Source organism: Pseudonocardia sp. D17, from assembly GCF_036984265.1.
GTDB lineage: Bacteria > Actinomycetota > Actinomycetes > Mycobacteriales > Pseudonocardiaceae > Pseudonocardia > Pseudonocardia benzenivorans.
The window spans coordinates 251,052-277,532 of sequence record NZ_BPRG01000141.1 but is presented as its reverse complement, the minus strand read 5'-3'; the positions used below and the strand labels follow the sequence as shown (position 1 = coordinate 277,532).

At 70.2% G+C, this 26,481-nt stretch carries 25 protein-coding genes and 1 pseudogene; 12 read left to right on the top strand and 14 right to left on the bottom strand.

The genetic code is table 11. From position 1 onward, the window contains the following. Positions 1-28: 28 nt before the first annotated feature. The 6 genes from PSD17_RS22875 to PSD17_RS22850 form a co-directional block, all read right to left on the bottom strand. Positions 29-1,987 (bottom strand): hydantoinase B/oxoprolinase family protein, encoded by a 1,959-nt coding sequence (locus PSD17_RS22875; protein ID WP_013677537.1) that lies wholly within the window; start codon positions 1,985-1,987, stop codon positions 29-31. Beyond that, positions 1,984-4,071: a hydantoinase/oxoprolinase family protein gene (locus PSD17_RS22870; protein ID WP_339124461.1), complete on the bottom strand. Its 2,088-nt coding sequence runs from the start codon at positions 4,069-4,071 to the stop codon at positions 1,984-1,986. The genes PSD17_RS22875 and PSD17_RS22870 overlap by 4 nt, the downstream gene beginning before the upstream one ends. Positions 4,072-4,425: 354 nt before the next feature. Continuing rightward, positions 4,426-5,589 carry a CaiB/BaiF CoA transferase family protein gene (locus tag PSD17_RS22865; RefSeq protein WP_339124460.1) on the bottom strand — a complete coding sequence of 388 codons (1,164 nt, stop codon included), beginning with the start codon at positions 5,587-5,589 and terminating at the stop codon, positions 4,426-4,428. A gap of 61 nt (positions 5,590-5,650) precedes the next feature. Then, on the bottom strand, positions 5,651-6,655 hold the full coding sequence (locus tag PSD17_RS22860; protein WP_339124459.1) for an LLM class flavin-dependent oxidoreductase: 1,005 nt from the start codon (positions 6,653-6,655) through the stop codon (positions 5,651-5,653). Between the two features lies 1 nt (position 6,656). Continuing rightward, the gene (locus PSD17_RS22855) at positions 6,657-8,246 is read right to left on the bottom strand and encodes a class I adenylate-forming enzyme family protein (RefSeq protein WP_339124458.1); all 1,590 of its coding nucleotides are present in this window, start codon (positions 8,244-8,246) and stop codon (positions 6,657-6,659) included. 200 nt (positions 8,247-8,446) lie between these two features. Beyond that, positions 8,447-9,130 carry a rhomboid family intramembrane serine protease gene (locus tag PSD17_RS22850; RefSeq protein ID WP_339124457.1) on the bottom strand — a complete coding sequence of 228 codons (684 nt, stop codon included), beginning with the start codon at positions 9,128-9,130 and terminating at the stop codon, positions 8,447-8,449. A 294-nt stretch (positions 9,131-9,424) separates the two neighbouring features. On the opposite strand from PSD17_RS22850, the gene PSD17_RS22845 reads away from it, so the two are divergent. From PSD17_RS22845 to PSD17_RS22820, 6 genes are all read left to right on the top strand, one after another. After that, positions 9,425-10,432, top strand: coding sequence for an arsenic resistance protein (locus tag PSD17_RS22845; RefSeq protein WP_339124456.1), 1,008 nt, complete (start codon positions 9,425-9,427; stop codon positions 10,430-10,432). Between the two features lie 6 nt (positions 10,433-10,438). Further along, positions 10,439-10,612 carry a hypothetical protein gene (locus PSD17_RS22840; protein ID WP_158511342.1) on the top strand — a complete coding sequence of 58 codons (174 nt, stop codon included), beginning with the start codon at positions 10,439-10,441 and terminating at the stop codon, positions 10,610-10,612. Between the two features lie 134 nt (positions 10,613-10,746). Beyond that, positions 10,747-11,799 (top strand): AraC-like ligand-binding domain-containing protein, encoded by a 1,053-nt coding sequence (locus PSD17_RS22835; RefSeq protein ID WP_339124455.1) that lies wholly within the window; start codon positions 10,747-10,749, stop codon positions 11,797-11,799. A gap of 67 nt (positions 11,800-11,866) precedes the next feature. Then, positions 11,867-12,580 (top strand): SDR family NAD(P)-dependent oxidoreductase, encoded by a 714-nt coding sequence (locus tag PSD17_RS22830; protein ID WP_013677545.1) that lies wholly within the window; start codon positions 11,867-11,869, stop codon positions 12,578-12,580. 79 nt (positions 12,581-12,659) lie between these two features. Next, a complete protein-coding gene (locus tag PSD17_RS22825; RefSeq protein ID WP_013677546.1) occupies positions 12,660-12,923 on the top strand; it encodes an FMN-binding negative transcriptional regulator in 264 nt (87 codons plus the stop codon). Continuing rightward, positions 12,892-13,539 (top strand): MOSC domain-containing protein, encoded by a 648-nt coding sequence (locus PSD17_RS22820; protein WP_103382080.1) that lies wholly within the window; start codon positions 12,892-12,894, stop codon positions 13,537-13,539. Before PSD17_RS22825 ends, PSD17_RS22820 begins: the two co-directional genes overlap by 32 nt. 57 nt (positions 13,540-13,596) lie before the next feature. Here the strand turns inward: PSD17_RS22820 and katG are convergent, their stop codons facing one another. The 3 genes from katG to PSD17_RS22805 all read right to left on the bottom strand — a co-directional run bounded on the left by katG (position 13,597) and on the right by PSD17_RS22805 (position 17,103). After that, positions 13,597-15,816 (bottom strand): catalase/peroxidase HPI, encoded by a 2,220-nt coding sequence (katG, locus tag PSD17_RS22815; RefSeq protein WP_013677548.1) that lies wholly within the window; start codon positions 15,814-15,816, stop codon positions 13,597-13,599. A 28-nt stretch (positions 15,817-15,844) separates the two neighbouring features. Continuing rightward, on the bottom strand, positions 15,845-16,276 hold the full coding sequence (locus tag PSD17_RS22810; protein ID WP_013677549.1) for a Fur family transcriptional regulator: 432 nt from the start codon (positions 16,274-16,276) through the stop codon (positions 15,845-15,847). Positions 16,277-16,419: 143 nt separating this feature from the next. After that, positions 16,420-17,103, bottom strand: a complete 684-nt coding sequence (locus tag PSD17_RS22805) for an alpha/beta fold hydrolase (protein ID WP_339124454.1) — start codon at positions 17,101-17,103, stop codon at positions 16,420-16,422. Between the two features lie 245 nt (positions 17,104-17,348). Here PSD17_RS22805 and PSD17_RS22800 point away from each other — a divergent pair, with 245 nt between their 5' ends. After that, complete coding sequence (locus tag PSD17_RS22800) at positions 17,349-18,077, top strand: DUF6962 family protein (RefSeq protein ID WP_013677550.1); 729 nt, start codon at positions 17,349-17,351, stop codon at positions 18,075-18,077. 38 nt (positions 18,078-18,115) lie between these two features. On the opposite strand, the gene PSD17_RS22795 is transcribed toward PSD17_RS22800, so the two are convergent. Further along, positions 18,116-18,904 (bottom strand): TSUP family transporter, encoded by a 789-nt coding sequence (locus PSD17_RS22795; RefSeq protein WP_379653191.1) that lies wholly within the window; start codon positions 18,902-18,904, stop codon positions 18,116-18,118. A gap of 204 nt (positions 18,905-19,108) precedes the next feature. Beyond that, complete coding sequence (locus PSD17_RS22790; protein ID WP_339124452.1) at positions 19,109-19,672, bottom strand: putative immunity protein; 564 nt, start codon at positions 19,670-19,672, stop codon at positions 19,109-19,111. 286 nt (positions 19,673-19,958) lie between these two features. Here PSD17_RS22790 and PSD17_RS22785 point away from each other — a divergent pair, with 286 nt between their 5' ends. Next, positions 19,959-20,501 (top strand): hypothetical protein, encoded by a 543-nt coding sequence (locus PSD17_RS22785; RefSeq protein WP_339124451.1) that lies wholly within the window; start codon positions 19,959-19,961, stop codon positions 20,499-20,501. 609 nt (positions 20,502-21,110) lie between these two features. Here PSD17_RS22785 and PSD17_RS22780 read toward each other — a convergent pair. Continuing rightward, positions 21,111-21,518, bottom strand: a complete 408-nt coding sequence (locus PSD17_RS22780) for a hypothetical protein (protein ID WP_339124450.1) — start codon at positions 21,516-21,518, stop codon at positions 21,111-21,113. A gap of 223 nt (positions 21,519-21,741) precedes the next feature. Between PSD17_RS22780 and PSD17_RS22775 the strand changes: the two genes are divergently transcribed. The 3 genes and pseudogenes from PSD17_RS22775 (at position 21,742) to PSD17_RS22770 (ending at position 24,161) form a co-directional block, all read left to right on the top strand. Then, the gene (locus PSD17_RS22775; RefSeq protein WP_339124449.1) at positions 21,742-23,334 is read left to right on the top strand and encodes an AAA family ATPase; all 1,593 of its coding nucleotides are present in this window, start codon (positions 21,742-21,744) and stop codon (positions 23,332-23,334) included. A 182-nt stretch (positions 23,335-23,516) separates the two neighbouring features. Beyond that, positions 23,517-23,732: pseudogene (locus PSD17_RS35420) on the top strand (HNH endonuclease); the annotation flags it as partial. 111 nt (positions 23,733-23,843) lie between these two features. Then, positions 23,844-24,161: a hypothetical protein gene (locus PSD17_RS22770; protein WP_339124448.1), complete on the top strand. Its 318-nt coding sequence runs from the start codon at positions 23,844-23,846 to the stop codon at positions 24,159-24,161. Positions 24,162-24,190: 29 nt separating this feature from the next. Here PSD17_RS22770 and PSD17_RS22765 read toward each other — a convergent pair whose 3' ends face one another. Together PSD17_RS22765 and PSD17_RS22760 are read right to left on the bottom strand one after the other, a co-directional pair. Continuing rightward, the gene (locus PSD17_RS22765; protein WP_339124447.1) at positions 24,191-24,997 is read right to left on the bottom strand and encodes a PP2C family serine/threonine-protein phosphatase; all 807 of its coding nucleotides are present in this window, start codon (positions 24,995-24,997) and stop codon (positions 24,191-24,193) included. Between the two features lie 7 nt (positions 24,998-25,004). Continuing rightward, on the bottom strand, positions 25,005-25,832 hold the full coding sequence (locus tag PSD17_RS22760) for a hypothetical protein (RefSeq protein WP_339124446.1): 828 nt from the start codon (positions 25,830-25,832) through the stop codon (positions 25,005-25,007). A gap of 125 nt (positions 25,833-25,957) precedes the next feature. Between PSD17_RS22760 and PSD17_RS22755 the strand changes: the two genes are divergently transcribed. Next, positions 25,958-26,389, top strand: a complete 432-nt coding sequence (locus PSD17_RS22755; protein WP_296149513.1) for a plasmid replication, integration and excision activator — start codon at positions 25,958-25,960, stop codon at positions 26,387-26,389. Positions 26,390-26,481: the final 92 nt, after the last annotated feature.

Below are 26,481 nucleotides of genomic sequence, written 5' to 3'. Positions count from 1 at the left end.
GTGACACCACGCCGGTCGATCGGTCGGGTCATGCCGTCCTCCAGTCCAGCGCGCAGGCCGTCGGCACCGTCCAGCGCCCGGCGTCGCGGGCGGCGGCGAGCTCGGCACGACGGGCCTGCGTGGCCTGTTCGTCGATGGTCGTGTCGTCGGCGAAGACCACGCCGTAGGCCTTCTCGGCGTACCGGCGGGTGTGCATCGCGTCGAGCACGTCGTCGAGCACGTCGGACACGGGACGGGCGAGCGGGTCGCCCCAGCCGCCGCCCCCACCGATGATCACGCGGATGGCCTGCCCCGGCTTCAGCACGATGCCGGACACCTTGGCGCTGGCGTACTTCGTGCCCAGACCGAAGGTCCCGCCGTCGGGCGCCGGGATCCCCTGGTCGTCGAACATCCCGAACAGCGGCTCGGCCGCACGGAGGTCGAACACGTCCAGGCTCGCCGGGTCCTTCGCGTCGAAGTCCGGGATCAACCAGCCGTAGAAGGGCATGCCGCGGCCGCCGCCCTTGGTACCGGGCGTGCCGAGCCGGGTGCGGTCACCGGTGACGGTGATCGCGGTCTCGGACAGTGCGGTGATCGTGTAGACCGCGCCGTTGCCGCCACGGTGCTGCCCCGCCCCGCCCGAGTCGGGCATGATCTCGTGCTGCACCACGACCAGCGGCGACTCCCGCTCGACGTGCTCCTGCACCGAGGTGCGGCAGTTGCCGATCGCCAAGGTGCAGAACGTCAGGCCGTCGCCCTTCCAGGTGGCTCCCCAGCCACCGCCGGCGAGCGCGAACGACGCCCACGGGTTCCCGACGTGGCCCGGCCGGTCGTCGACGCCGCCGAGGGTGAGCATGCCCAGCGTCCCGGAGTCACAACCGATCGCCTTGTCCCCCAGCGCCTTCCCCATCGCCTGGGCGACGAGGTTGACGATCCGGCCGCCGATGTCGACGTGGTTGGACACCGACGTCGGCGGCAGCGAGCAGACGGCGCTGCCGGGCGGCAGGATCGACTCGATCGGCCGCAGCGTGCCACTGTTGACCGCCGAGGTCGGGTCGACGATGAACTTGATGCCCTCGATGCAGCGGGTCGCCTCGCACCACGCGGTGCCGACGTTGCCCAGCGGCTGCCGACCCGTCCCCGAGTAGTCGACCTCGATGGAGTCGCCGCGCTTCTTCAGCGTCATCACCAGCGGGACCGACTCGTCGGTGACGCCGTCCTCGTCGATGACGTCCTCGGCGGTGTAGTCCCCGTCGGGGATCTCGCGGATACCGGCGCGCATCGCCGCCTCGGTCATCTCGACGCCGTACATGGCGCCCTTGCGGACCAGCTCGTGGTCGTACTTGCCGATGAGCTCGCGCAGCCGGCGCTCACCGATCACGAGGCACCCGTTGAGCGCCCGGACGTCGCCGAGCACCGACGCCGGGACGCGCACGTTCTCGAGCAGGTAGTTGAACGCGGCCTTGACCGGACGGTCGTTGGCGTAGAGCAGCGTGGGCGGGAACCGCAGCTGCTCCTCGAACGCGGTCTGCACGCCGTTGGCGAACCCACCGGGGATGGGACCGCCGAGGTCGACCACGTGCGAGGTCGAGTGCAGCACGAACTCGGCCCGCCCGTTGATCCGCACCGGTCGCAGGATGTTGATGTCCGAGCAGTGGATCGCGCCGCGCCACGGGTCGTTGACGAGGATGACGTCACCGTCGTCGAGGTGCTCCTCGTCCCACTCGTCCATCGTGAAGTTGCAGATGTGCTGGGAGGTGAAGGCGTGCTGCATGCAGCCCTCCCAGCTCGCGACCATCTCCCACCCGTTCTCGGTGCGCATGTGGATCGCGGCGGTGCAGTCGTTGATGTCGCGGACGATCGGCGAGAACGCCGACCGCATGAGCGCCTGGTGCATGTCGCGCGCGACCTCGATGAGGCCGTAGCGGACGGTCTCCAGGTCGATCAGGTGCTGCGCGTCGCCCTCGGCCGCGTTCCGCGCACCGGCGGACTCGATCGTGCTGGTCATGCGCTGTGCCCGTCCTTTCCGTCGGTGACGATCCGGAGGATCCCGGCCGCGTCCTGTGTTGCGGTGGAGCCGGCGTGCACGACCGTCGTGGCGTAGTCCTCCACGATCAGGGCGGGGCCCGGCACCCGCTCGCCGACCGGCAGCAGCTCCCGCCGGTAGACGGGTGCGCTCTCGTGGGTCACACCGTCGAGGCGGACCGCCGCGCGACGCAGCACCGGGTCGCCCTCCCCCGCGTGCGACACGTGCTGGGGCAGGGTGCCCCGCGGGGCCCGCCCGGTGACCTCGACGGTCGTCACGATGATCGGGAGCTCCTCGGCGCTGAAGCCGTAGCGCTGCTGGTAGAAGTCGTGCACCTGCCCGATCAGCTGCTTGACGCGCACGTCGTCGATCTCATCCGGGCCGATGTCGAGCCGGTTGTCCCAGGTCTGGCCGGAGTACATGGCGAAGATCGCGCGCTCGAAGACGATGTCCTCCTTCGCCGCCCCCTGGGTGCCGAGGCTCGACGCGACCTGCTCCTCGAGCTCGGTGAACAGCCCCTCCCAGTCGGTCCCGCCGTCGGTGGACAGCACCGTCATCGGGGACCGCGCCGTCGACACCCGCAGATCGCTCGTGAGCAGGCCGAAGGCCGAGAACTCCCCCGGCGCCTGCGGGACGACGACCTTGTCGACGCCGAGCTCGCGGGCGACCTGGTGGGCGATCATGGGACCGGCGGAGCCGAACGCCAGCAGCCCGAACTCGCGGAGGTCCAGCCCCCGATAGGTGGAGATGGAGCGGATCGACCCGGCGACGTCCGAGCAGGCGAGCCGGTAGGCACCGTCGGCCAGCTCCTCCACCGACATCCCCAGCGGGTCCGCGACGGTCTTCAGCGCGGCGCGGGCCTTCTCGACGTCCAGCGTCAGCGCGCCGCCCGCGAACAGGTCGGGCTGCAGGATTCCGAGCACGACGCACGCGTCGGTCAGAGTGGGTCGCTCCCCGCCGCGGCCGTAGCAGGCCGGCCCGGGCACCGAGCCGGCGGACTCCGGGCCCACGCGCAGCGTCCCGACCGAGTCGATGTGCACGATGCTGCCCGCGCCGGACCCGACGGACCCGACGTCGACGACCGGCATCGTCATCGTCAGCCCGAACTCGACGGCCCACGTGTCGGTCATCGGCGTCGTCGCGTCGCGGATCGCCGCGACGTCGGTGCTGGTGCCGCCCATGTCCATCGTCAGCAGGTTGCGGTCACCCGCTGCCCGGGCCAGGTCGACCGAGCCCGCGACGCCGCCCACCGGGCCCGAGACCAGCTGGAACACGGGTGCCTTCGAGGTCTCGGCGACCGAGCCGACGCCGCCGTTCATCGTCATCATCCACAGGGTGCCGCCGAAGCCGGCCTCGGCCAGCGCACCCTCCAGGCGGTTGAGGTAGGTCGTGACGATGGGCCCGACGTAGGCGTCGAGCGCGACGGTGACCGTGCGCTCGTGCTCCTTGGTGACCGGATAGATCTCCGAGGTCTGGATGTAGACCCCCGGGAGCTCCTCGCGCAGGATCCGCGCCGCCCGCTGCTCGTGGCTCTGGTTGAGGTAGGAGTTCAGGAAGCAGATGGCGACCGATTCGATCCCGGCGTCGCGGATCCGGCCCGCCACCTCGCGGACCTGGTCCTCGTCGAGCGCGACGACCTCGGCCCCGTCCCAGCCGATCCGTTCCCGGATGCCGTAGCGGTGCCGCCGCCGGGCGACGGGTCGTTCCTGGTGCGGGCGCAGCCAGGTCGGATCGTAGAAGTTCGGGCCGAACTCACGGTCCATCCGCCCGATGTCGAGCAGGTCCCGATGCCCCTCGGTCGCCAGCAGCGCGACCGAGGAACCCTGGCGGCTCAGCACCGCGTTGATGCCGGCGGTGTGGCCGTGCACGATCTCGGCGATCTCGCCGAGCGGGATGTCCAGCCCCGTGAGCGCCGCGAGGACGCCGTCCTCCAGCCGCCCCCGGGTGGTGAGGACCTTGTGGTCGCGCGTTTCGCCGGTATGGCGGTGCATCGCGATGACGTCGGTGAAGGTTCCCCCGACGTCGACCCCGACCCACCACGGCAGCGTGGCGTCAGAATTCGCCACCGGAACTCCTCTCTCTTCGCTGTGACGAGCGACGTTGCTCGACGCATGACCCGGTTCGTGGTGTCGCCGTCCTGCGGACGAGCCGAGCCGGGCCGTGGAGCCGAGTGCGGATGCAGTGGCGTTGCGGTGTGTTCCGCGGACGCCCCGGCAGCACTTCTTTCGATCACGTTCCGATCGGTACACGCTCGGCCACCGGGCCCCGCGCGTTCCTCGGCTCGTTTCCTGCCGCTGTTTCAGCAGTTCAAAAGCCGAGCAGTAAGCACGATCCGTGTGCGCCGCACGACACGACTGTACGAGTTGTGACCGATCGGTACAACCCCTGATGTGGTGCATCCGAGATCGGCTCGCACGCGGTCATCCCGCGGTCGTCGACACCACCGCGACACCGGACGCGATCGCGGCCGCCTGCTCCTCGGACGTGAAACCCCAGTCGGCCAATACCTCGCGGGTGTGCTGTCCCGGGCTGCAGGGCGGCGTCTGGATCGCGCCGGGGGTACGGCTGAACCGCGGCACCGGTGCCGGTTGCAGCATGCCGTGCTCCTCGACGTAGGTGCCGCGTGCGGCCAGGTGCGGATGCTTGGGCGCCTCGTCGAAGCCCAGCACCGGCGCGAAGCACACGTCGGTCCCCTCCAACAGCTCGCACCACTCGTCACGGGTGCGTCCGCGGAAGATCTCGGCGAGCCGGGCGTGCAGCTCCGGCCATCGGCGCCGGTCGTCCTGGGGCCACTCGGCGGCGTCGAGGCCGAGCTTGTCGAGCAGCAACGCATAGAACTGCGGCTCGATCGAGCCGATCGTGACGTGGCGGCCGTCCGATGTCTCGTAGGAGTCGTAGTACGGAGCCCCGCCGTCGAGGAAGTTGCTCTCCCGCTCCGGCCCCCAGACACCCATGTTCGTGAAGCCGACGATGCTGGCCGAGAGCGCCGCGACCCCGTCGGTCATGGCGACGTCGATCACCTGGCCCCGCCCGGACCGGTTCCGCTCCACCAGGGCGGCGGTGACGCCGAAGGCCAGCAGCATCCCCCCGCCACCGAAGTCGCCGATCAGGTTGAGCGCCGGTGCCGGAGGACTGCCACGGCGTCCCATCGCCGCCAGCGGTCCGGCGAGGGCCACGTAGTTGAGATCGTGCCCGGCCACGGATGCGAGCGGCCCGGTCTGCCCCCATCCCGTCATGCGCGCATACACGAGCCCGGGGTTGCGCGACGTCGCCGTCTCCGGTCCGATCCCGAGCCGCTCCGCGACACCGGGGCGGAACGGGTCCAGCAGCACGTCCGCCCGGTCCGTCAACCGCAGCGCGACCTCCACGCCGTCGGCGGACTTCAGGTCCAGCGCGATGGAGCGACGTCCACGCAGCAGGAGATCCCGTTCGTGCTGCTGGTGCTCACCGAGCGGCTCGCGCGGCGGCCGGTCGATCCGGACGACCTCGGCGCCGAGGTCCGCCATCAGCATCGCCGCGAACGGCCCTGGCCCGATACCTCCCAGCTCGACGACCCGGATCCCCTGCAGCGGTCCTGCGTTCATCGCTCTCCTGTCGATGTCGCGACGGGCGCCGTCGGCCACCCGCCGTGGTCACGGTCGCCCGTCAACGAGCCAGCTCGGCGGCCAGGCGGAAGGACTCCTGCACCTCCGCCTCGTCCATCCGGAAGGGGATGAGATGCAGCACCGGGACGCCGGGGTAGCCGGCGTAGCGCCGCAACTGGTCACGGCATTCGGCGACGGTGCCCGCGATCGCGAACCGGCCGATCATCTCGTCGGTGACCTCGCGTTCGGCGCGGTCCATCTCCTTCTGCCGCACGAGCTGCGCGATCGTCTCCGCCTCGGCGGCGAAACCCTCCTCCGCGTACACCGCCCGGTAGTGCGGGTACTGGGCGAGATAGACGAGGCTGCGCCGGGCCATCGCGCGCGCCCGGTCCGGGTCGGTGGACACGCAGCAGGCGAGGTAGTACCAGATCGTCAGGTCGTCGAGCGTGCGTCCACGCCGGGCCGCACCGCGTCCGAGCCGCGCGAGCGTCTGCTCCATCGTGCGTTCCGAGTGCAGCGCGCCGACCACCACACCGTCGGCGACCTCGCCGGCGAGCGTCTGCATCGCCGGTCCGACCGCGGCCAGGTGGACGGGCACCCGCACGGCGGTCTCGGCGAAGGGCAGCCGGTAGCGCGTGACGGAGAAGAGCTTGCCGGAGTAGGTGAACGGGCCGTCCTCCGGGGAGGCCAGCACGCCCCGGACGACGTCCGCGAACTCCCGGGCCCGGCGCAGCGGCCGGTCGTAGGGGACACCGAACCAGCGCTCGACGACGAACGACGCCCCCAGCCCCAGGCCCAGGCTGAACCGGCCGGGCGCCAGCTCGTCGAGCTGCGCCGCCTGCTGCGCGACCACCACCGGGTGCACCGGATAGATCTGCGAGATGGCCGAGCCGACGCCGACCGTGGACGTGCCGAGCAGTGCCGCGGTCATGGGCACGACGGGTTCCCGCCAGGCCTCGCCGAAGAACACCCGGTCGAAGCCGCCGGCCTCCAGTCGTCGCACGAGCTCGACCTGGGTGGCCAGTGGGGTGGTCGACAGGACCAGGGACGCAGCCAGCCTCGGCACCTCAGCCGCCCACCTTCCGGTCCCACAGCCCGGTCGCGGACCGGACCTCGCGGGTCACGGCGGCGCGGTCGGTCTTGCCGTTGGCCAGCTTGGGCAACGGCTCCGCGCGCACGTCCAGATAGCGCGGCACCTTCCACGACGACAACCGGTCCGAGCACCACCGCACGATCTCGTCGGGGGTCAGCCGCTGCCCCGCCCGGACGACGACGACCGCGCAGACCTCCTCGGTGTAGATCTCGTCCTCGACGGCGGTGACCAGGCATTCCTCCACCGCGGGTTGGTCCATGACCGTGAACTCGATCTCCTCGCCCGCGATGTTCTCACCACCGCGCTTGATGACGTTCTTGATCCGCCCGTGGAAGTAGGCGTTGCCGTCGGCGTCCATGGAGCACAGGTCTCCGCTGTGCACCCAGCCGTCCCGCAGCGTCGCGGCCGTGTTGGCCGGGTCGCGGTGGTACCCGAGCATGACGTCCGGGTGCCGGAAGCACAGCTCCCCGGGCTCGCCGACCCCGAGCGGCGTCCCGTCGGGGGCCACGATGCGGATCTCGGCGGAGTCCGGCATCGGCCTCCCGATGATCTTCGCCGGATGCTCCGAGGTTCCCGGCGCCTGCAACGTGCCCATCCCGGACGTCTCGGTCATCGCCCACGTCGTGCAGATGTCGACGCCGAACCGGCGACAGAAGGCCTCGTTGCGGACGTGGGAGAACATCACCCGCATCGGGTTGTCGGCGTCGTCGTCCGACGGCTCGGCGGTCATCAGGATCGACAACTGCGTCGGCATCAGCAGCGCGACGGTGCCGCCCGTGCGGCGCACCTCCGGCCAGAACGACGTCCGCGAGAACCGCGGGACGAGGACGAACGGACAGCGCGCCGCGATCGCGGGCGCGAGCATCATGTGCGTCGCCGCGGTGTGGAACAACGGCATGGCGCAGAACATCCGGTCGGCCGGGCCCATCCCGAGGCGTCGGGCGATGGCGTGGCCGGCCTGCGCGAAACCGGTGGCCGGCTGCACCACGCCCTTGGGCCGCCCGGTGCTGCCCGAGGTGTACCGGATGGACATGGCGCGCTCGCGGTGTCCGGGTTCCGGGGGACGGCTCTCGTCCCACCCTTCCAGCCGCCCCAGGTCGCCCCCCGACTCCGGGACGACGATCACCTCGGCCTCCACGTGCTCGTCCCGGTGGGCGGTCCCCGCGGCCTCCCGCACCGGGACCTCGTCGACCGGGTCGGTCACGATGTACCGAGGTGTCGCATGCCCGATCACGTACGCGGTCTCGGGCGCGGTCGAGCCGGGGATCAGCGGGACGGTGACGGCGCCGATCTTCTGCGCGGCGAGCTCGAGCAGCAGCAGCGACAACCCGTGCGGGAGCTGGTAGGCGAGCCGGTCCCCCGGCCGGACCCCCGTGGCGAGCAGGCCGTGGGCGACGCGATTGCACGACGCGTCGAACTCCGCAAAAGACCAGGTCCGAGCACCGTGCACCAGGAACGGTGCGTCGGGCGCCTCGTCCACGGCGGCCTCGAGGAAATGCCGCACGGTGGCGGACCTCCCGGACACGAGCTCGATCGGGGGCGTCGCCGGATGCGTGGGCGGCATTGCTCACCTGCCTGGTGGTCGGGGCGGGTCACAACACCTAGCACCTCGCGAGGACGACCCACAAGCCGGAGTGTACCGATCGATACATTCTTCGCACCCGGCGTTCGGCGAGCGGAGCCGTCGGTCGATTCACCCGAACGCCGCCGGGCCGCGCCCCTCCCGCACGCGGGACGGGACGCGGTCACCGACCCACACGGGACTCAGGCGCGGACAGGGGCCAGGGCCGCGGCCGAGCGGGCGTCGGGCACCTGCCGGGGCGGCCACGCCGCCGCGACGATCCCGCCTGCCACCAGCCCGCCCAGCATGACCAGACCGTGCGCGTCGTCGCGCACGACGAGGACGATCCCGATCGCCGTGACCAGCACCGCGACGGCGACGGGGACCGGGTGCGGACGCCGGAGGGCGAGCAGCGCGGTCGTCGCCGCCATCAGGAAGAACATCGCCGCGGAGTTGCCGCCGCCGGGCGAGGGGAAGACCCACGTCGTCATCACGTCGAACGCCACGGCGCCGAAGGCGAACAGGCCGAGCGCGCGGGCCGGACCCCAGATGTGGACGGCGAGCGTCCCGAGCACGGCGAGCCAGGCGAGGTTGGAGATCGTGCCGGAGAGGCCGCCGTCCTGGACGGTCACCGAGGTGAACAGCCGGTACACCTGCCCGTCCCTGATCAGGTCGGGCCGGCGGGAGAGGGCGTCGTAGATCGGGTGCCAGGCCAGCTCGACCAACGACGGCACCGCGACGACCAGCCAGAGCCCGAGCGCCGCCGCCCGCGGCCTGCGCAGCCACAGCACGGGGTTGCCCAGTGCGGGCTGCATCGCGAGCAACGTCGCCAGCAGCATCACCGCGTAGGCGAGCCCGCTGTAGGCCCCTTGCCCGGACGTGTCCATGTCGCCTCCTCGTTCCGAGATGACCATCGCCCGGGCCGACCGGACGCCCCGGTGCCGACGGTCGCGTCGTGGGCACGACATCCGTCATGGATCAGAGCTCAGTGCGGTAGCCGGATACGGGCCTACCGTGGGGAGAGGCGAACCGACAGGGAGGTCACCCGATGGACTGGGCCCCGGACTCCTGCACGTTGCCGACGGCGCAACGACCGTCGGTCGTCCGGCGCGCCGCGCGATGACGACGCGACGCCGCGGCCCGGGTGCCGGCGCCGCGGCCCGCCGCGAGAGCCTCGTCGGGTGCACGACCCCGCAGAACCGCCGGCCCGGCCCCGGGTGACGGGTGTCGCCGACACGCTGGAGCGTCGGCAGGTCCCGCTGTACGTGGGCGCGATCGCGGCGGGCGTGGTCGTCGGGCTGCTCGCGCCCGCGGCCGGCCCGGGGTTGGCGACGGCCGTCAACCCGGTGCTGGCCGCGCTGCTGTTCGTGACGTTCCTGCAGGTCCCGGCGCGGGAGCTGGCGGGCTCGCTGCGCGCGGGCCGGTTCCTCGGGGCGGTGCTGGTGGTGAACTTCGCCGTCGTCCCGCCGGTCGTGGCGCTGCTCGCGCTCCTGTTGCCCGCCGACGACGCGCTCCGCGCCGGGGTGCTGCTGGTGCTGCTCGCGCCCTGCGTCGACTACGTCGTGGTGTTCAGCCGCCTCGCCGGAGCGGCGGCCGACCGGCTGCTCGCGGCGACCCCGCTGCTGCTGCTCTCCCAGATCGTGCTGCTGCCGGTCTATCTGCGGCTCCTGCTCGGCCCGGGGTTCACCGCGACGGTCGACCTCGGCCCGTTCGTCCAGGCGTTCCTCACGCTGATCGTCGTGCCGCTCGTGCTGGCGTGGTCGGTGCAGCTGTGGGCCGCGCGGACGCGTTCGGGTGCCGCGTTCGCCGCGGGCGCCGCGACCCTCATGGTGCCGTTGATGGTGGCGACGCTGCTGGTCGTCGTCGCATCGCAGGTCCCGACGCTCGGCGGCGATCCCGCCGTCCTCGTCGCCGTGCCGGTCTACGTCGCGTTCCTGCTGGTGATGCCGGTGCTCGGGCTGGGTGTGGCGTGGCTGCTGCGCCTCGCGGTGCCGGAGGCGCGGGCCGTCGTGTTCAGCGGTGCGACCCGCAACTCGCTCGTCGTGCTGCCGCTCGCGCTGGCCCTGCCCGCGGGCGCCGGTGTCGCCGCGGCGGCCGTCGTGACCCAGACGCTCGTCGAGGTGCTCGGGATGGTCGCCTACGTCCGACTCGTCCCGCTGCTCGTGCGGGTGCCGGCCCGCGCGCCCTGATCCCCGGTGAGTGGCGATGACTCCGGGGACCGACGGTGGTGGGACCGCCGCACGAGCGGGCAGCGCGAGGAGTGGAACTGCCGGCTCGAGCTCTTCCACACGAACCCGCTCGACGTCCCCCTCGACGAGTGGGTCACCGAGCTAGCGTTCCGGCTCGCCGACGAGACGGGCACCGGCTAAGCCGCCCGCCGGGCTGCTCCCGAGTGCACGATCTGGCCGGTCCCGGTGCGCACCGTGGCGGCCGGGCGGGTGTGTCGCGGCTTACAGTCGGCACCGACGCCGGCTCGCGGCGTCCGTGAGCCGGGAGGTGGCAGATGGTCGCGCACCGTGCGTCGTCGGCCGGCCCGCCGGCCCGGCCCCTCGTCGCGGCGGCCGAGACCGGGGACCGCGAGCGGTTCGCGACGCTGGTCGCGCCGACGTTCGCGGCGGTGCGGGTCCGGCCCCTGGCCGACGGGACGTTCCACAGCGCGTTGCGCAGCGCGGTCGCCGGTGAGGTGCGGGTCTCGGTGCTGAACGGCAGCCCGTGCGTCGTGACCCGCAGCGCGGAGCTGATCCACGACGGCGATCCCGCGTTCCTCACCGTCTCCCTGCAGCGCAGCGGCCGGGCCGCGGTCGCGCAGGACGGACGGCACTGCATGCTCGGCCCCGGTGACCTGGTCAACTACGTCACCTCGCGGCCCTACGAGGTGACGTTCTGGGAGCCGTACGAGGCCGTCGTCGTCACGGTTCCGCTGGCGGCGCTCGGGTCGCACGCCGACACCCTCGCCGGCCGGACCGCGATCGCCGTCGGCACGGACCGTGGGCCCCGCGACGTCGTCGGAACGCTCCTCGACGCGCTCGCCGCCAAGATCGACGACTGCACCCCCGGCGACGCGAACAGCAGCAAGGAGTACCTGGCCGACGCGATCGTCTCGCTGGTCATCGCGGAACTGGTCGACATCGCCCCGCAGGGCGCGGGCGACGACCTCGTCGACCGCGTGCTCGCCCACTGCCTGTCGCACCTGTCCGACCCGGGGCTCACCGTCGAGTCGGTCGCCCGCGCGCTCGGGGTGTCGGTGCGGTACCTGCACAAGGTCCTCGCCCCCACGGGGATCACGCTGTCGGCGTGGATCCGCCGGCAGCGGCTGGAACGGATCGGGCGCGACCTCGCCGACGAGTCCCTGCGCGGGCGCACGGCCGCCGCGATCGCAGCCCGCTGGGGACTGCCCGACACCGGGCACCTGAGCCGTGCGCTGAAGGCCGAGTTCGGCATGACCGCGAGCGAGATCCGACGGTCGGGCCGGTGGGAACGCGGCGGTCCCCGCCCGTTGCCCGAGCGTCCGCACCTCGTCGCCGCCGAGCCGCTGCGCCATCCCGCCACCGGCTGAGCCGCCCCGTCGGGACGAACCACCGGCGGGCCCCGCGCTACACAGTCCACTGTAGACAGGAGTGACCATGACCACGAGCACGCAGAAGGTCGCGATCGTCACGGGTGCCTCGCGTGGCATCGGGGCGGGCGTCGCCGAGGGGTATCGCAAGCTCGGCTACGCCGTCGTCGCCACGTCACGCTCGATCGGCGCGTCCGACGACCCGCAGGTGCACACCGTCGCGGGCGACCTCGCCGAACCGGGCACCGCGGACCGCGTCGTCGACGCCGCGCTGGACCGCTTCGGCCGGGTCGACACGCTGGTCAACAACGCGGGCGTGTTCCTGGCCAAGCCGTTCACCGCCTACACCGACGAGGACTTCGCGGCGATGGTGGGGCTGAACCTCGCCGGCTTCTTCGGCATCACCCGCCGCGCGGTCGCGACCATGCTCGAGCAGGGCTCGGGGCACGTCGTCACGATCACGACGTCGCTGGTCGACCATCCGCTCAGCGCGGTGCCGTCGGTGCTCGCCTCGCTGACCAAGGGCGGCCTCGACGCCGCGACGCGCTCGCTGGCCATCGAGTGCGCGGGCAGGGGCGTGCGGGTCAACGCCGTCTCGCCGGGGATCATCAAGACCCCGATGCATCCCGTCGAGGCCCACGGCGCCTACGCCGGCCTGCACCCCATGGGCCGCATGGGCGAGATCGACGAGATCGTGCACGCGGTGCTCTACCTGGAGGGCGCGTCGTTCGTCACCGGCGAGACCCTGCACGTCGACGGCGGCCAGGGCGCGGGGCACTGACGCCGGTCGCGTGCCCCGGCGGTACCGGTCGGGGCCTGCTGCGCGCAGCCTGGTGGGACCGACCACCCGGAGGACCGCCGTGTACGTCCCCGCCCACTTCGCCGCCACCGACGACGACGTCCGGGCCCTGCTCGCCCGTCCGGGGGCCGCCGACCTGGTCACCGCGGGCGAGCACGGTCTCGAGGCGACACTGCTGCCGTTCGTGCACGACCCCGGGCGCGGCGGACCCGGGCCGACCGGTGATCGCGGACAGGTCGAGGCCGACGGCGATCACGTCGACCGGGCGCCGTCGGGTGACATACGGTCCTGGGGTGGCGATCGTCGAGTCGGTCAACGTCGGTGAGGTCCGGGCGATCGCGGCGAAGTCCGGACGGACGGGCATCGACAAGCAGCCCGTCGTCGGGCCCGTGCGGGTCGACGTCCCCGGGCCCGCCGGCAGCGGGCTGGCGGGCGACCACATCTGCGACGTCCGCCACCACGGAGGTCCCGAGCAGGCGGTCTACGCCTACGCGCGCGAGGACCTCGACCGCTGGGAGCCCGAGCTCGGCCCGCTGCGGGCAGGGATGTTCGGCGAGAACCTGACGGTGCGCGGCGTCGAGGTGACCGGCGCGGTCGTCGGCGAGCGGTGGCGCGTCGGCGGCACGCTGCTGCTCGAGGTGTCGGTGCCCCGCATCCCGTGCAACACCTTCGCCGTGTGGCTCGACCGCCGCGGCTGGGTCCGGCGGTTCACCCAGGAGGGCCGTCCGGGCACCTACCTGCGTGTCCTCGTGCCCGGGCCCGTCCAGGCGGGCGACGCGATCGTGGTGGAGGACCGCCCCGCGCACGGCGTCACCGTGGGAGCGACGTTCCGGGCGTTCACGACCGAGCCCGAGCGCCTCGCCGCGCTCCTGGCCGTCGAGGACCTGCAGCCCGACGTGCGGGCCCGCGCCGCCCAGCGGGCCGGCGTCCACACCGCCTGACGGCCGACGGCCCCTCCCCGCGGGTGCAGGAAGGGGCCGTCGGGACGAGCCGGGAGATCAGCGGACGTCGTACCGGTCCAGGTCCATGACCTTGGCGAACGCGGCGACGAAGTCCTGCACGAACTTCTCGCCCGCGTCGTCGCTGGCGTAGACCTCGGCGACGGCGCGCAGTTCGGAGTTCGAGCCGAACACCAGGTCGGCACGGGTGCCGGTCCACTTGACCTGGCCGGACGCGTCGCGCGCCTCGAAGGCGTCGTCGTCACCGGCCACCGACGACCACGCGGTCTCCATGTCGAGGAGGTTCGTGAAGAAGTCGTTGGTCAGCGTGCCGGGCCGGTCGGTGAGCACACCGGCGGTCGAGCCGCCCGTGTTGGCGCCCAGCACGCGCAGGCCGCCGACGAGGACGGTCATCTCCGGCGCGCTGAGGTTCAGCAGGTTGGCCCGGTCGACCAGCAGGTACTCGGCCGGCAGCGTGTGGCCCTTGCCGCGGAAGTTGCGGAAGCCGTCGGCGGTGGGCTCCAGGTGCGCGAACGACTCGACGTCGGTCTGCTCCTGGGTGGCGTCCGTGCGGCCCGGGGTGAACGGGACGGTGACGTCGTACCCGGCGTCCTTGGCCGCCTTCTCGACCGCCGCGACGCCGCCGAGGACGACGAGGTCGGCGAACGAGACCTGCTTGCCGTACGAGGACTGGATGCCCTCGAGGCCCCGGATGACCAGGGCGAGCTCGTCGGGGTCGTTGACCTCCCAGCCGCGCTGCGGCTCGAGGCGGATGCGGCCGCCGTTGGCGCCACCGCGCTTGTCCGAGATGCGGAACGACGACGCCGCCGCCCACGCCGCCTTGACCAGCTGCGACACCGACAGGCCCGAGTCGAGGATCTTCGCCTTCAGGTCCGCGACGTCGGCGTCGGACAGGGTGTAGCCGTTCGCGGCGGGCACCGGGTCCTGCCAGAGCAGCTCCTCCTGCGGCACCAGCGGGCCGAGGTAGCGCTCCTTCGGGCCCATGTCGCGGTGGGTGAGCTTGTACCAGGCGCGGGCGAACGCGTCGTAGAACTCCTGCGGGTTTTCCAGGAAACGACGCGAGATCGGCTCGTAGATCGGGTCGAAGCGCAGCGCGAGGTCGGTCGTCAGCATCGAGATCGGCCGGTTGAGCTCGCCGGTCTCCGGGTCGGGGATCTGGTTGTCGCCCGAACCGGCCTTGGCCACCCACTGGTTGGCCCCGGCGGGGCTCTGGGTCAGCTCGTACTCGTAGCCGAACAGGTTCTCGAAGAACTTGTTGCTCCACTGCGTGGGCGTCTGCGTCCAGGTGACCTCGAGGCCCGAGGTGATCACGTCGCGGCCCTTGCCCTTGCCGAAGCCCTGCTTCCAGCCCAGGCCCTGCTCCTCGATCGAGGCGCCCTCGGGCTCCGGGCCGACGTTGTTGTCGACGTCGGGGTTGGCGGCGCCGTGCGCCTTGCCCAGGGTGTGGCCACCGGCGATGAGCGCGACGGTCTCCTCGTCGTTCATCGCCATCCGGCCGAACGTCTCGCGGATGTCGCGGGCGGCGGCCAGCGGGTCCGGGTTGCCGTTGGGGCCCTCCGGGTTGACGTAGATCAGGCCCATCTGGACGGCGCCCAGCGGCTTCTCCAGCTCGCGGTCACCGCGGTAGCGCTCGTCGCCGAGCCAGGTGCGCTCCGGACCCCAGTAGACGTCCTCGTCGGGCTCCCAGACGTCGGCGCGCCCGCCGGCGAAGCCGAACGTGGTGAAGCCGGAGACCTCGAGCGCGCGGTTGCCCGCGAAGACCATCAGGTCGGCCCACGAGATCTTCTTGCCGTACTTCTTCTTCACCGGCCACAGGAGGCGACGGGCCTTGTCCAGGTTGCCGTTGTCCGGCCAGCTGTTGAGCGGCGCGAAGCGCTGCATGCCCGCACCCGCCCCGCCGCGGCCGTCGTCGACCCGGTAGGTACCGGCGCTGTGCCACGCCATGCGGATGAACAGGCCCGCGTAGCTGCCGAAGTCGGCAGGCCACCAGTCCTGCGAGGTGGTGATGACCGCGTCGACGTCGGCGGTGAGCTCGTCGAGGTCGAGGCTGTTGAACGCCTCGCGGTAGTCGAACTCGCCGCCCATCGGGTTGGCGACCTCGGAGTGCTTGCGCAGGATGCGCAGGTTCAGCTGGTTCGGCCACCAGTCACGGTTGCTGCCACCCTCGGTCGGGTGCGACAAGCGGCCGTGCGCGACCGGGCACCCACCGGCCTCCTCCTCGTTCATCTCTCCAACAACGGCGTCGGGCTTGTCAGACACGGGGTTTCCTTCCGAGATCAGAGATCGCTCACGAACTCTTGGTGGTGGAGCAGTCGGGGCACAGCCCCCAGTACACGACCTCGGCCTCGTCGATCGTGAAGCCGTGGTCGTCCGAGGCGGTGAGACAGGGCGTCGTGCCCACGGCGCAGTCGACGTCCGCGATCGAGCCGCAGGACCGGCACACGACGTGGTGATGGTTGTCCCCGACCCGCGACTCGTAACGCGCCAGCGACCCCGAGGGCTGGATGCACCGGAGCAGCCCTGATGTGGTGAGCACCCGGAGCACGTCGTAGACGGCCTGGTGGGAGACGTCCCCCAGGTCCTCGCGTACGGCCCCGATGATCGAGGCCGTGTCGGCGTGCGGATGCCGGTGCACCGCGGAGAGCACGGCCAGCCGGGGACGCGTGACCCGGAGGGAGGCCCCCCGGAGCATGCGCTCGTGGTCCGGTGTCGTCGGCACGACGGGCAGCCTGGCCTAGATTCTGGAATGAGTCAAGAATGTTGCGGTGAACTCTCTCCGAACGAGTGCCGACGCATCAGGATCACGCTGCGCGCCTTGAGGTTACGGCCCGCACCGGACCTCGCGGACGAGTGCCCCGCGACTCAGCGGATTCGCCCCAGTACCGCCGCCAGCTCGTCGGGCATCGACGCCATCGGCTGGTGCGACGACGCCAGCCGTTCCACGTGGTCGGCCGCCGCGGCCCACTGCTCCTGGACAGGGGGCGGCAGCGCCTGGTCGTTCTCGCAGACGATGTACGTCACCGGGTGTGTCCGGTCCGGCGCCGCACTGGGGGTGCTCACACTGGCGGCCGACTGGGACACCATGCGCCGCAGCTCGGCCTCGGCCCGGTCCTTCTCGACATCCGCACAGAGCGTCTGCCGGACCAGCTCGAGATCGTCGACGGCCCGCGCCGTCCCGTCCGGCTCCGCGACCAGCCACGAGGGCAGCTCGCCGCCGAACAGGTCGACCATCGACTGTCCGCGTGCGGGCCACGCCGCCGCGAGATACACGCTGTGGGCGACGTCCGGGTGGTCGGCGAGCTCGGTGAGGAGCATGCCCGCGTACGAGTGCCCGACCAGGACGACCGGCTCGCCGGCGCTCTCCACGTGCCGGCGGACGACGGCCACGTCCTCGGCGAGCCCCCCGAGCGCCGCGGGGTCGCGCCCCGCGCTCGGCAGCTGCTCGACGACGTCCACCTGGTGGCCCGCCTTCTCGAGGAGGCCTGCGACGTCGTCCCAGTACCATCCGCCGACGAACCCTCCGTGCACGAGGACGTAGCTGGTCATCGGGCAAGAGTGACGTAGGTCACCAATAGCGACAATGGGTCGATGGGCCCCATGGCGGGGCCGACCGGGCATCCGGGCCGGCGTCGGCACAGGCGTTCACGGACCCATGACGGAGGGCGCGCGATCGCCGACGCCACGGCACCCGGCGTCATGGCACCCGACGCCGGCCCGGCCGGGACTTTCGACCCGAACCCCGCTGCACCGGGCACGACCCGGACGTACGGTGATGTGTGCTCGTCCAGCCGATGGCCTCACTGACCGACCTCGCGCTGGGGCTGTTCACGCTCTACCTCGTGCCCCGGCTGCCCCGAGACGTCGACGGGGCGCGGTACTGGCGCGCCGCGTTCGTCTGGGCGGCGATCACCGCCCTGGTGGGCGCCGTCTACCACGGCTTCCTCGTCGACCTGCCCCGGATCGGCGGGATCACCTGGGCCGTCATGAGCACGATGGTCGTCGTCGTCATGTCGTTCATGCTGGCGGCGTCGGTGATCCAGGTTCTCGGCCGCAGCCGGGCCGTCGTGTTCTGGCCGCTGCGGCTGCTGGGCGTCATTGCCTACCTCGTCTTCGCCGCCACCGGCAACTCCAGCATCACGGCGATCATGATGTGCGAGAGCATCACGATGGCCTGTGTCATCGGGCTCTGGGTCTGGGCGTGGCTGCGCGGGCACCCGGCGGGCCGTCCGATGCTGGTGGCCATCGGGGTGAGCATCGCGGCCGCGATGCTGCGCCTGGTCCCGGGTGCGGCGGCGCTGGTGGCGCTGGACCCCGACTCCGCCTACCACATCGGGCAGATCGTCGGGATGGTGCTGCTGTACCGCGCCGTCGCGCAGAGCGGACCGCCGCCCGAGGCCGTCGACGGGACCGGGTCCGGACGGGCGTCCGGGCCGGACGAGCCGTCGCCCACCCCGGCCGACGGCCGCCACCGGCCGGCCCGGTGGATCAAGGTGCCGCAGGTGCGGCGACACGGCTCCTGACGCGCGGACACAGCCGGGCCGCGCCCCGCGCACCGCACTCACCGGATCAGCTGCACGACGTAGGCGGTCGCGAGCCCGACCGCGAGCAGACCGAGCACGATCCGCAGCCCGGCCTCCGGTACGTGGGGCTGCAGGCGCGCTCCCAGGTAGCCGCCCAGCAGACCACCCGTCCCACAGAGGAGCCCGACGGTCCACACCGGCGCGACCGGGCCGTCGGAGACGAGCGACAGCACGCCGTACGCGCCGACACCGGCGACGGACGTCACGAACGTGCTCGCCAGCGCCGCCGGCGCCACCTCGACGACCGGCAACCCGAGGCCGACCAGGATCGGTCCGAGCAGCGACCCACCGCCGATGCCGTAGATGCCACCCACGACGCCGACGAGCAGGCCGAGGCCGGTGATCGTCCGTCGCCGCGGCGGCGGCCGCGACACGCCCCGGCGGGGACGGCTCACGAGGAGCCACAGCCCCAACGGCAGCAGCAGGCCGGCGGCCAGGGCCCGGAAGACACCGGCCCCCGGCGCGGCGAGCACCCGGACCACGGCCCCGATGACCACCCCCGGCACCGTCCCGGTCAGGAGTTGGAGCGTGAGCGGGCCGCGGAGCCGACCGGTGCGATGGTGGCGCAGCAGCGCACCCGGCGTGGACACGACGTTGTACATGAGGTTCGTGGGTGTCACGGCCGGGCTCGGGATGCCCAGCAGGTCGAGCTGGATCGGGAGCAGGAAGACCGCCCCGGACACACCGACCGGTGTCGTCACGACCGCCACGGCGAACCCTGCCGCGAGTGCACCTGCAGCGGTCGGCCAGTCGATCACGGACGGCATCGTGCGCGTCGCGACGTCGCCCTGTCACCTCGCTGCCGTGGCCATGACCTGGCATCTTCGGACCTGCGCCCGGCGTCGCTCCGAAGATCCGTCCGATCGCGTCCGCGCACGACGCAACTCCGACTCGAGCAGGTCGCCGACCTGCTCGGGATCAGGAGCGACACCCGTGCGAGCGGCCGCTCACCACCGGCCCCGCCGCGGCGGTCACGGCCCGGGTTCCGCCGTCCTCGGGTCGGACCGGGTGAGACCGGCCTGGAGATCACGGACGATCATGCCGATCCGGCCCGACGAGAGCAGCCCCGGCCCGAGAGGGCCCGACCGGTTCTCGCCGACGGGCGGCAGGGACCGCAGCGCGGCCCGGACCTCCGCGGTCATGTGGGTGAGCTGCCAGCGGACTTCCTCGTCGACGGCGTCCGGCCGGTCGGGAGCAGCCAGGCCGACGGCGTTGGCCGCGTACGCGGCGGCGCCCAACGCGTGCGCGCCCATGTGGGCGACGGCCACCGCTTGACCGGCGGCCCGGGCGGCGGCAGCCGCCGCGGGCGCCGTCACCTCCCCGGCCGGCACACCCCCGACGAACCGACGGCGGATCTCGTCGGCGGTGTCGAGCTCTCCTCGGGCGAACGCCCGGGCGCGGGCGATGGCGGCGCGCGGACGCTCGTCGGCCGGGGCGGCAGCCTCGAACAGTCCCAGAACACGCTCGGCGCAGTCGGCGGCCCACGCGGCGACACGGCGTCGGTCGGCCTCGCTCAACGTCTGCGGAGATCGCACGAGCCGGACTCTACGTATCTCGCCGGAGACGCCGCGTCCGTCCGGTGAACCTCGCCGGCTCGGGCGTCGCGCCGCGACCCCGGAAGGCCGGCGGCGGTCCGGCAGGCCGCGTGGAGATCAGCACCCGGCACCGTTCGCCGGTGTGCGTTGCCGGGTCCTGGCCGCGCCCGACCGCTTCGAGGCTCGGGCGATCCGCCCGGTCAGCACCGATTCCGGTGACTGCCGCGCCGGCAGGGGGCGGGTTATCCGGGTGCGGGCGCCGGGGTGCGGGGTCGAGGATCGGGGCGTGCACATCGAGTTCGCGAGGCGCGAGGGCGGGGGGTCTCTGGCCACGATCGACCGGCCGGACGGGGTCCGGCTGCTGCTGACCTCCTACGACCGGGCGAACAGCGTCCCGCACGATCTCGCCCACTTCGTCACCGAACGAGACCTCGGCCTGCGGCGGGGGTTGTGGGGAAGCATCGCCGACGGGGCGCTGTTCGACAGCGTGCAGTTCATCGCCGGTAAGCGGCGGCACGACGACGCGGCCCGATCACGGGCGGTCCGCCGGGCCAACGCGGACGAGCTGGCTCTCGTCGAGGTCCTGGTCGGAGCGATGTGCCGCGGCCTACCGATGGCTGACGCCGCCGCTGCACGCGAGATCGGGCGTGCGTGGTCGAGCGTCCGCGACTCACCGTGCCCGTTTCCGCCCGACCGCAGGACCGCCGCCGTCAACGAGCTGCGACGGCTCGGGCTCCTCTTCGGACAGCTGGACGCCTCCGCCACCCTGGCGCTCGACTGGCCCACCGCGCCGGCCGCCAGGACCGGTGGGCGACGACGGCGCCGCTGACTTCCGTCCACCGGTCGGAGCCGCACGCCCGACCCCGACCGCATCCGGCAGCGGGCCCGGTAGCCGGGCCCGCCGGCCGGGCGGCGCAGACGGCGGCGTCTCGACGGGAGAGAGACCACGATCAGTCCGTGAAGCGCCCGTGACCACCCAGGTTCCCGGGACCCACGAGAACGGCCCCTGAACCGCGTTTCCGCAGTTCAGGGGCCGTACCCACAGGGTGTGGCAGGTGAAGGATTCGAACCTTCGTAGGCTAAGCCGACGGATTTACAGAACACTGGCATTGTGGCTCTGACCTGCGACGAAGCCCCGCACCCCCGCGTTGCGTCCGTGCATAGTCCGCGGGCCTGTCTTTCGCCCTCACACGCTGGGTCCTGGTGCTGATCTCCTCGCGGCGCGGGTTCCACCCCTTCCGGCCCGTCGGTCGGGGTGCAAGGCACGCTGTCCCGCCTTGTGCCCCGGCCGGCGGGCCGGTAGCCGTCTCGGCGTGCCGTGAGGAGGTCAGCACCCCGCCGCACCCGACTGATCTCGGAGCGGTGCCGGGTTCGGGCGGAGCCCGTTGCGTTAGTCCTCACCATTCAGCCTGCGTCCGGGACAGCGAGAAGCCTGCCGTCAAGAACGCTTCCCTTGGCCGGGCAGCCCGCCCGAGACTTCCGACCAGTTGCGAGGAAGTTCGCCACTCTTCATCCGCTTCCTTGGAGCCCTCCGCGGCGGCGCGGGTTCTTTGACACTCAGCGACGTCGGAGCGACCTGCCCCCACGTGCGCGTGAGCACCTGCAAGCGCTCGGCCCTCGTGAGCACGTCCTTCCAGCGCGGGTCGCCCGACTTGCTTGCCCGACGTGATCCCCGAACCAGCTCTTGGACGGCGACGAAGCTCCTCCTCCGCGCACGGTGCTGCCCCTTGCTCAGGTCGGCCGTTGGCGTGCTGGCCTCGACCTGGCCCTCGACGCGATCGAGCACGGCCAGCGCCTCGTCGATCGTGGGGAGCGGCAGCATCTCAGATCGCGGACTGCTGCCCATCTGCCGATCGTCCCATCTAGGTGCGCAAACGGGCTAGGGCACGACTTGGGCGGGCCGGTGTCCGCGCGGGCCGGAGGCAGGAGCGCGGGCGCCGGGCCGCCCGACGGGGCGGGCCCGCGCCGCCGGAGGCGGCGCCTTGATCTTCTAGAGCCAGATTCGGCAGGATAGCGCGGAAGTCCGGAGCCACAGGTCCGTCGCATCAACCGAACGCAGAGGAGGCGACGTGCGATTCTACCGACGAAGCTACGGTAGCCGCGTCTACTCCGACGATTACCCGTTTGTGGTCCTATATGAAGACGACTGGGACGATTTTCGATTCAAGACAACGTTTGGCGTCGAGGTATGGCTCGGAAAAGACGACGTCGCTTCTTTAGGTGAGGTTAAGATTCTTGACCTGAACCAGCCTCCCGAGGGTGGCAAGGTTCGCATCCCTGAGGAATTCACGACACTTGGGTCACAGTTCGTCAGCCTAGGACAGGCATACACCTACTACGAGACTGTTCAATCCTTGGGCGCCGGAGTCTACGAGTCGTTCCTCGTCGGACTCCAAGACGTAATCTATCTTTCACAACAGCGAAGTGCCGCAGAGCAGCACCGCGGGTATCAAGTTTCGCTCCTGCGTAATGGCAGCGCCGTCCGCGCCCTTCAGGATTCGCCAAAACTCTTCTTCCACGGCTCAGACTACGGCGTTCGAGAGCTCACGAATCTGAGTTTCCGCTTCGTCTCTCAAGTCGGCGGGTCGGAGTTTGAAATTGATTTTGATTTCGGTGGAAGCAAGTACCTTCCCAATCGACTGAACGCGATCATCGGCTATAATGGAGTTGGCAAGACCACACTTCTCGCCAATCTCGCTATAGTATCAAGTGCTGACCAAAGCGAACGCGACAAAGAGCTACACCGCGAGCGCCACGGCCACTTTCCAGGCAACGAGGACCTTGCCTTCGGATCGACGATCGCGATCTCCTACAGCGCATTTGATACGTTTGAGCTTCCTGGCCGCACACAGGACGAACAGGCGCGGGTGAAAAAGCGTGGCGAGCTGTTCGGATATGCTTACTGCGGCTTACGTAAGGTCGAGATCGAACCGTGGAGGCCGAGGTCAATAGAGAAGCGGGCCCACACTATTGTTCGACGTACGACTTCCCTTAAGAACAGCGACGAGATCAGCGAAGAGTTCCAGAGTGCGCTCGCTCGATCCCATAAAGACTCAGTGCGCCGCGGAATTCTTCAACTTGCACTGGACACTCTTAGCCTAGAGCCTTCGTTTAGTAAAGTTGCTCTACGGGTCTTCACGCAGAATGAATCGACAACCGACGACATACTTCGTGAGCTCGATCGCCTGAGCACCGGCCACAAAATTGTCCTTAACATTGTTGTCCAGCTCATTGCGCATCTTCAGGAGCGATCTCTGGTCCTGATCGACGAGCCGGAGTCGCACCTCCACCCCCCTCTCCTTGCTGCCCTACTAAGAAGCGTTACTGTTGCCCTACAGCAGCGTGACTCATTCGGCGTCATTGCCACGCACTCACCGGTCGTGCTGCAAGAGATTCCGCGCCAGTTCGTGCGAGTTCTCGAACGGTACGGCGAACTAACTCGTGTGAGCTTGCCCGAGAATGAGACATTCGGCGAGAATGTCGGCTTTCTGACGCGCGATGTCTTCAATCTGGATAGCTCTCAAACTGATTATCACCGAGTTCTAGACTCGCTAGCGCAAAGATTCCCCCTGGAAGAGATCGAAGACATGTTTGGTGGGCGAATGAGTTCGCAAGCTAGAGCTTACGTCGTCGGCAGAATTCAAGGCCGCAAACAGACTTGATCCCGCTGCCGAGGCCGAGTCGCGACTACAGCGCCGACTACGAGGCCATCTCTGCACGCCGAAAGTCTCCTGAGGTCCGCGCTCAGTTGACTGCGGTAGCCCCCCAGGTCAAATCTGCGTATGCGCGGTACGCGGCCAGCATCGACAACTACACGTCGGGATTGTCGACTGCACCAAAGTCAGTGAAGATTGCGCTTCGCTCAAACTTCGACCTACTCGACACAGGTGCATCGTTCGAATTCATTCGCAACCAGCTCCTCGCGGAGGCTAGTGGCAGATGTCCGCTCTGCGCTCAGGGGACACCTGCATCGCTAGATCACTTCCTTCCCAAGGAACATTTCCCCGAACTATCGGTTCTGCCCTCGAACCTGATCCCAGCTTGCGAGCGCTGCAATCGACTTAAGCAGGATAAGCGACACGTTCCGGGTGGCCCCAGATTTCTTCACGCATACTTTGATCGCCTCCCCAATGAAGAGCTTCTCGTCGCCGCAGTAGACACCCGGAATTCTGTGACGGTGCAGTTCGAGATAGTGCACAGTAAGCACGGCGTGGACAGGAAGACGCTAGCCGATGTGCGCTATCACTTCCAAGAACTTAAGCTGGGAAAGTACTATGAGAGCGAAGCTAATGTCGAGCTGTTCGACAGACTAGCCGCTATACAGATGTACTTCGACGCAGGCGGAGAGGAAGCAGTTCAGGCGTATCTCGGCACTGAGCATCGAAGTTGCCTTGCAAAGCGCGGACCGAACTATTGGCGTACCGCGTTCTATCTTGGACTGTCCCGGAGCGACTCCTTCTGTTCCGGGGCGTTCCAGCAGCTGGTCTAGCGACTTAGCCAGTCGACTCGAACTCTCAACTAAGAGAACCGAACAGTCGCGATTGTCTTATCGTCGTGCCGCTTCGCTCGCGCCATCACAAGTCCGTCAGGATCAAAATCGCGCTCCCAGGCGTGTATCTCCTCAAGAAGGTGATCCAAATCCGACTCACTATATTGAGCGACCAAGGACCAGTCACGACGAGACCAATTTAGATAGTTCGACGCTCCATCGGTCGCGAGAACAGCCCAGTCGATCGAGTCCCTATCAACTGAAACCAAGATTCCGTTTTTAGCTGCGGAGGGAAGCGTCTCAGCTATCCAGTACCCACCTTCGACATTGCGCGAACGGCGTTCAGCTCGCTGTAGCGCTGCTAGCGCAACACGATGTTTGTCATCATATCCGTAGCCAGCTCGTAGGCGATCGCGATAGCGTTCCCGCTCAGGCTGACCAACTGCGGCGAGGCGCTCGTCCGACAACATCTGCGTAGCAGTAGATCTACCATAGTAAATCGGGGTATCGCCGAGAACATATAGGTCGATAGCGTTCTTACGTACCCGCAGAACGGATACGGTACTCGACGGTGACGCTCCCGGCTTGAGGCGAAGTTCCGTGTTGGCCTTTGCGATGGCGGTAGCAACCGCATCAGACACCGTGACGTGGTCACTTTTACTAAGTGAAGCCGTGAGGAATTTCCCGAGGGTCTTCACGTATGCGACCGGGGAGACGTCGACGGGCTCGAACGCGCTGGCGCCGTCGAGTAGGACCACACCGAACGGGGCGACGATCGCGAGGTCGGCGTAGTCGGCGCTGTCTCCGCCGGGGCGCCCGCAGACGGTTACGTCCATGTCGGCCTCACCAGGCCAGCGGGCCGGTCACGATCTCGCTGCCGGTGACCGTCGTGCCGTCGAGGTCGCAGCGCACGATCATGCTGAACGACTCGGTACCGTGGCCGGCGAACAGCTCGGGCAGGTGTCGACCGAGGTAGTGCACAACGCCACCAGAGCCGGGGCTGTGGATGCCGGCGATGTGCACGACGATCCGGTCGCCGTCGTGGCGGCGGGACAGGTACCCGATGTCCGCGGCGCCGGCGGGGTCGTCGCCCATCGGGGAGCCGTGCCGCTCCCCCGTCGTCTTGTCGACGATCCACCAGCGGCCGTCCTCGCGGACCATGGCGAGTCGCGGGTCGGAGTCGAGCAGTTCGGCGCCGATCGGAGCGGACTTGGGGCCGCAGATGATGACGACGTCGCCGTCGGGGATGGTGGTCGCGTCAGGTTCGATCGTGAACGGTTCGGCGGCCAGGGCGACCGTGGCGAGTAGGGCTTCGGTGGCCTGCTGGGTCGCGAGGTCGGCGGCGTCGACGTAGGTGCGCATCCGGTCGTCGGTGCCCACCCGCAGCGGGACCCCGACGGAGACGGGACCGACGCCGAAGAACGCGCGTTCCTTGGCGGGCGCACCGGAGCGGATCTGCGTGACTCGGCCCTTGGTGATACCGAGGGCGGTCGCGATCTCGGTGTAGGTCAGGCCGGCGCTGCGGTGGGCTTCCTCGATGGCCTCGCGGCGCAGTCGGGCCAGCTCGGTCGCGCGCTGCTGGTAGATCGCCATGAGCGCGGTGGCGCGCTTGCCGCGCCGGATCGGGTCCGGGTCGCGGCGGACGTCGTCGAAGTCGTCGAGGCCGGACACGCCGCCGAGTTTAGGGGGCCTTGACAGGTTCGCGCATCCCACCCTATCTTGATGTTTATTCCCCCTATACTACTCGCGGGTCAGACCGCCCGGCGAGTTTAGGGGCCTAAACGAAGGTGATGCAGATGGCGATCAAGAGCAGGTTCACCGTCACGATGGGCGACGTCTTCCCCCACGGCGCCTACGTGGTGTCCGAGGTCGAACCGGTCCGCGACTTCGACAAGTCCAGCGCCGGGCGTCCGGTGCAGCAGACCGACAAGGAGTCGGGCCTTCCCGTCTGGTCGGTCTCGGTCCTCGACGCGGACCCTGAGGCGCGTCGGGCGGACAAGACGGTGGTCGTGAAGATCGCCGCCACGCACCAGCCGGTGCCCCCGGAGGCGGCCGCCGGTCTTCCGTTCCGGCCGGTCGAGTTCGACGGTCTCACCGTCACCCCCTACGTCGCGGAGAACGGCGGACGCCCCCGCGTGGCCTACAGCTTCCGCGCGTCTGGGATGCGCGCGCCCGGCAACCACGGTGCGAAGCCGGCGCCGCACAAGGCCAACCAGGACGCGGCCTGACCCGTGATGCCCGGTGGGGACGAGCCGGAGAAAGGCCGGCTCGTCCCCGTTCTCCCTCGATCCGCGGATGCCCTGGCAGGCAACAGATTCCG